The 5,607-nt window shown below is 42.0% G+C and carries 5 protein-coding genes; 4 read left to right on the top strand and 1 reads right to left on the bottom strand.

From position 1 onward, the window contains the following. Positions 1-91: 91 nt before the first annotated feature. Complete coding sequence (locus tag TW84_RS20090; RefSeq protein ID WP_084720272.1) at positions 92-514, bottom strand: GNAT family N-acetyltransferase; 423 nt, start codon at positions 512-514, stop codon at positions 92-94. Between the two features lie 68 nt (positions 515-582). Between TW84_RS20090 and murB the strand changes: the two genes are divergently transcribed. The 4 genes from murB to wecA all read left to right on the top strand — a co-directional run bounded on the left by murB (position 583) and on the right by wecA (position 5,181). Then, positions 583-1,629: a UDP-N-acetylmuramate dehydrogenase gene (murB, locus tag TW84_RS20095; RefSeq protein WP_045977408.1), complete on the top strand. Its 1,047-nt coding sequence runs from the start codon at positions 583-585 to the stop codon at positions 1,627-1,629. Next, positions 1,626-2,588: a bifunctional biotin--[acetyl-CoA-carboxylase] ligase/biotin operon repressor BirA gene (birA, locus tag TW84_RS20100; RefSeq protein WP_045977409.1), complete on the top strand. Its 963-nt coding sequence runs from the start codon at positions 1,626-1,628 to the stop codon at positions 2,586-2,588. The genes murB and birA overlap by 4 nt, the downstream gene beginning before the upstream one ends. Positions 2,589-2,697: 109 nt before the next feature. Further along, positions 2,698-4,038, top strand: coding sequence for a CDP-diacylglycerol--serine O-phosphatidyltransferase (pssA, locus tag TW84_RS20105; protein WP_045977410.1), 1,341 nt, complete (start codon positions 2,698-2,700; stop codon positions 4,036-4,038). Between the two features lie 57 nt (positions 4,039-4,095). Continuing rightward, a complete protein-coding gene (gene wecA, locus TW84_RS20110; RefSeq protein WP_045977411.1) occupies positions 4,096-5,181 on the top strand; it encodes a UDP-N-acetylglucosamine--undecaprenyl-phosphate N-acetylglucosaminephosphotransferase in 1,086 nt (361 codons plus the stop codon). Positions 5,182-5,607: the final 426 nt, after the last annotated feature.

The raw sequence follows: 5,607 nt of genomic DNA on the forward strand, positions 1-5,607 counted from the left end.
GGAATTTGTTGACCACTACATCTTGGCTCTATCAAAAGGGAAAGCACGCTTCGCGAACCTATGCCCTACTAGCACGAACGTTGCAAACGCCTCACCGAGATGGTTTAACGTACTTCATCGCCACGAGTTGCTTCTTAAGGCTATAACGTTCAAACAGTCCTTTTAGCGAATTAGGTAGCTGACTTGCGTCAATCGTCTTGAAGTTATGTTGAGCATAAAATGTTTCTAGATGACTGTATGCAAAGCAGAAGTCATGCTCAGATAAAACATGCTGAACACAATAACCCATTAACTGATGACCCAAACCGCTTCCCCTATGTTCTGGTAACACTAGCATTCCCGTTAGCAATCGGAATTGCTCAATACTTCTAAAACGAACCAATGAGACAATCTGCTGCTCAATAGTACCAACAATTGTCAGCTCATCCTTTTTCGCCTTACCTGAAGGATAGTGAGCTTTGTACAAACGCGAGACAAGGGGGAGTTTTATTGGGTCTAAGGTTTCAATCTGCATTGGGCTCATTATCACCAAACTTCAATTTAGGGTAGAATGCAGGCAGTTTAGATTACTCGATAAATCCGATGCAAATATTAGCTAACGCCGATCTTAGTCGCTCCCACACCTTTTCTATCTCGCAAACCTGCTCTTATCTGGTTGAGGTTGCCACCGTTGAAGAAGTCAAACATACCTACCAAAAGCAAGAGTGGTTGAGCCTTCCTAAACTTATCTTGGGTAAAGGCAGTAATGTTTTGTTTACCCAGCCCTACCAAGGCGTGGTGGTAATCAATAAGTTGTTTGGTAAGTCGGTCCGTGAAACCGATACGCATTGGCACCTGCATATCGCTGGCGGTGAAGATTGGCCAAGCTTGGTGAAATGGAGTGTTGAACAAGGTTACTTTGGATTAGAGAATCTCGCTCTCATACCCGGATGTGCGGGCAGCGCTCCTATTCAGAACATCGGTGCTTATGGCGTTGAACTGAAAGACATCTGCGAATATGTCGACGTACTTTGTTTAGAAACTTTCAATACAAAGCGCATGAGTGCTAAAGAGTGTCAGTTTGGCTATCGAGACTCCATTTTTAAACATGAGTTGTATGGGAAAGTTATGATTGTAGCGATCGGCTTAAAGCTCCCAAAGCAGTGGTCAGCAAATATCGAATATGGCCCGCTTCAATCTCTTCAAAGCGAAACGCTAACCGCTCAGCAAGTGTTTGAACGAGTGTGCAAAATCCGAATGGAGAAACTGCCAGACCCTACCAAGCTTGGCAATGCAGGGAGCTTCTTTAAAAACCCGGTGATCTCCAACCAGCAGTTCGAAATGTTAAGTCAACAGTTCTCTAATATTGCAGCGTACCCAACACAAGGTGGTGTAAAAGTCGCCGCGGGCTGGCTGATAGATCAATGTCAGTTAAAAGGCCATCAAATCGGTGGTGCTCAGGTCCACCCGAATCAAGCGTTGGTGCTAGTGAACACAGACAATGCATCGGCAAACGATGTGATCAATCTAGCAGCAAAAGTCCGCCAAACCGTATTAGAAAAATATCAGATAGCGTTAGAACATGAAGTGAGATTTATCGGTTCTCATGCAGAAACAAACCTAGAGACAATATTGGAGAGTCAGCAATGAAAGAGCATTCAGCAAAACTTTCTATCTTGAAGGCTTTATCTCAAGGTGGCTTTCATTCCGGAGAAGAACTAGGAGATCAACTAGGCGTATCTAGAGCCGCGATCAGCAAGCATATTAAAGGTATCCAAGCTTGGGGGGTTGATGTGTTTAGCCTACAGGGTAAGGGCTACCAGCTCGCCAAACCTATGCAACTGCTCGATAAAGACCTACTGCAAAAAAGTTTAGCTAACCGCGTCGAGCTGATGCCTGTTATTGACTCAACCAACCAATATCTGCTCGACAGAGTCGATAGCTTAGAGTCAGGGTCTGTGTGCCTTGCAGAGTATCAAGCTAAAGGCAGAGGTCGCCGCGGGCGCGAGTGGGTATCTCCTTTTGGCTCAAACTTATACCTATCGATATTTTGGCGTTTAGATGCCGGTATGGCTGCCGCAATGGGATTAAGTCTGGTAGTTGGTGTGGCGATCGTTGAAGCTCTAGAAGAGATGGGGCTGGCCGGGGTAAAACTAAAGTGGCCGAATGATCTCTACTATCAAGACAAGAAGCTCGCAGGTATTTTGGTTGAAATGTCAGGCCAAGCGGGTGCAGCGGCCAACCTTGTTATAGGGATGGGGCTCAACTTGATGATGTCAGAAGCAACAGAGGGCATTACCCAACCTTGGGCTAGTTTAGATGAAGTTGCCGATAATCAAGAGATTGATAGAAACCAACTTGCGATTACCATGATAACCACCCTTCATAAGGCTTTGGATGACTATGAGCTATGCGGGATGGCGGGTTTTGTTGAGAGATGGAATCGTTTGGACAACTTTATCAATCGTCCAGTAAAACTCATTATGGGGCCTAGAGAGATTTGTGGAATCGCTAAAGGTATCAATGCCCAAGGTGCGGTCATTTTAGAAACCGAGGATGGGTTACAAACCTACATCGGCGGTGAAATCAGTCTTCGTTCTAATCAGTAAATCACAGGTTTTACAACCAGTATTGCGGAACTAGGATCTAGCAACTAGGAACTACTAATACATTTTGCTAATATCCTTGTCCACTTTAAGTAAAGGTAACCCATCCAATATGATGACTAATAGGAACTTATTCGAACAACTTCCTACTTTGGCGCAAGATCCTACTCAATTTGAGACACTTTATGCGGCTAAAGATTTTCGAATTCGCTTAATTGAAGCGATTCGTCAGGCAAGTAAACGAATCTACCTGGTTGCTCTTTATTTGGAGGATGATGAGGCGGGAAGAGAAATCTTAACCGAGCTCTACGAAGCGAAGCAACGTAACCCTGGCCTCGAGATCAATGTATGTGTCGACTGGCACCGAGCTCAACGTGGCTTAATTGGTGCTGAACCTGGCGAAACCAACGCCTCTATGTATAAAAGCTTCGCGGATAATTACGAGCACAGAATTCCAATCTATGGTGTTCCGGTTCGAGGACGTGAAGTATTCGGCGTTTTGCACTTAAAAGGCTTCATTATTGATGACCAAGTTATCTACAGTGGTGCAAGCCTTAACAATATCTATCTCAACTACAAAGAGCGTTATCGTTTCGACCGCTATCATGTGCTAGATAACAAGGCACTATCCGATAGCATGGTCAACTTTGTTCAAAAAGAGATGATCGACCATCCAGCTGTGCACAATCTCGCCTGTTCAAATAAGCCTGAGACTAAAGAGATAAAGCCTCAAATTCGCCAATTACGAGCGTCCCTTGCTAAATCCTCTTATCACTTTGAGTCACAAGAAGTCTCTCAAGAACAGGTTGCTGTTACACCTATCGTAGGGGTTGGAAAGAAACGAAACAAGCTTAATCAAGGCATTAATCAATTACTCTCACAAGCCAAAGATGAAATATTCATCTGCACACCTTATTTTAACTTCCCTCGCAGCGTAGCTAAGGAAGTAAAAAAAGCGCTAAAGCGTGGTGTGAAGGTGACTATCGTCGTTGGTGACAAAACTGCCAATGACTTTTATATCTCACCTGAGGAAGAGTTTAAAACCATCGGTGGTTTACCTTACCTTTATGAACGTAATTTGCGTCAATTTGCTAAGTCAAATGAAGCCAATATCGCCAGTCGTAAACTGTCTATCAATTTATGGAAGCACGAAGAAAACAGCTTCCATTTAAAAGGTATTTGGGTAGACAAACGCTATATGTTGATTACGGGTAACAACCTCAACCCTCGAGCTTGGAGCTTAGACTTGGAAAACGCTCTCTTTATTCAAGACAACTTTCATCACTTAACACCTCAGTTTGAAAAAGAAGTGGAAAATATTCTTCAGCACACTCAGCTAATTTGCACTTACAGACAATTAGAAAAAGCTGAAGACTATCCTGATGTAGTACAGAAGCTAATACGAAAGATTACTCGTGTGAAAGCAGATAGAGTGTTGAAACAAATTTTGTAATATGTACTTTCTATTCGTGATAATGTCATCTCCAAATTATAAGGCTTAGGCTCAAAAGTGTTAATTTCATTTATAGATTTATCTTTTTTATTCTTCTTCTCCTTAGCGACAACGTTTACAATGCGAAAGGTTGCTAAACAGATTGGGCTTGTAGACAAACCTAATGCAAGAAAGCTACATAGCGGTAGTATTCCGTTAGTTGGTGGTATTTCCATATGTATATCAGTGCTCTACTTTCTTTTTAACAACCCGCATATTCTCCCAAACACATCTCTTTATGCTGCGTGCATTTTAATACTTGTAGGTGTAGGGGCGCTGGATGACAAATATGATCTTAGTTTCAAACTAAGATTTGCCATACAAGCGGGTTTATCTGTTGCAATGATGATGTTTGGAGATATAGAACTAAACACCATTGGCGATGTTTTGGGAACTGGTGAAATCGTAACTCTTGGCTGGTTTGGGTATTTTGTCACTATTCTGGCCGTAGTTGGGGCAATAAACGCCTTTAATATGGTGGATGGTATAGATGGTTTATTAGGAGGGCTATCAATCGTTACATTTGGAGGGCTAGGAATTATGCTAGCACATGATGGACAAACAAACATCGCATACGTTTGTTTAGTTATGATTATCATCATGCTTCCATACATACTTCTGAACTTAGGAGCTTTTGGCAAAAAGAAAAAAGTTTTTATGGGCGACGCTGGAAGTATGTTAATAGGCTTCACAGTTATATGGTTTTTACTTCTTTCAAGCCAAAATGGAACTAACCCCCCTCTTCAACCGGTCACTGCGTTGTGGTTAATAGCGATACCCTTGATGGATATGGCTGCTATTATGATTCGACGTATTAGACGCGGAGACTCCCCTTTTAAGCCTGATAGAGAACACTTACACCATATATTTCAAAGACTAGGTTTGAGTTCTCTGCAAACGCTTTTAGTTATATGCTTAATTGCAACTGCCTTTGCGGGTATTGGAATCTATGCCGAGATGAAGGGAGTTCCAGAATATCAGATGCTATATGCTTTTTTGCTTTGTTTTGGAATTTATATAGTTCTTCTTAGTAAAGTGTTCAAAATAACAGCTTTTCTTCGCCTTCTAAAATTAAAGGTTAAAGGCCGAAAAAAGTGTAAATAGTTTGGTCAACTGAAATTGACCACTCTGTTGGACTAATTTTTATCTTTACATCCAGGACAGCTTTCGCCCAATCAGATCAATTATTACTCTTTCTCCCAACTTGACTCTAGCCTTTAATGACATTCACACATTTGTCAAACAAACGATGATACCACTATCTCGATGAAGCTTTCTATGTTTACGCTGCAGGACTATCAAAATCAACTGGCTACAAATTATTTAGAGAACTATGTGTCAAATAGGGTTTTAATGCTCTCTCTAAAAAGGTGTTTTGAGTCGGTATACTTGGCTGGATAACAAAGTGTTACCAGCGTGAACGTAGCCTTACTAGTGAACTCCGTGCCGTTCTCGCAAACAATTTTATCAGTCTGACTTCAGACCTTAAACTCGAGCAACTTGATGACAATGTAACCCTCCCCAAAAAGT

Origin of the sequence: Vibrio neptunius (assembly GCF_000967495.1) — a bacterium.
Lineage (GTDB): Bacteria > Pseudomonadota > Gammaproteobacteria > Enterobacterales > Vibrionaceae > Vibrio > Vibrio neptunius.

Excerpts from the sequence above, each read along its gene's own strand:
- birA (WP_045977409.1), top strand. The coding sequence starts at position 1,626 with ATGAAAGAGCATTCAGCAAAACTTTCTATCTTGAAGGCTTTATCTCAA.
- murB (WP_045977408.1), top strand. The coding sequence starts at position 583 with ATGCAAATATTAGCTAACGCCGATCTTAGTCGCTCCCACACCTTTTCT.
- pssA (WP_045977410.1), top strand. The coding sequence starts at position 2,698 with ATGATGACTAATAGGAACTTATTCGAACAACTTCCTACTTTGGCGCAA.
- TW84_RS20090 (WP_084720272.1), bottom strand. The coding sequence starts at position 514 with ATGCAGATTGAAACCTTAGACCCAATAAAACTCCCCCTTGTCTCGCGT.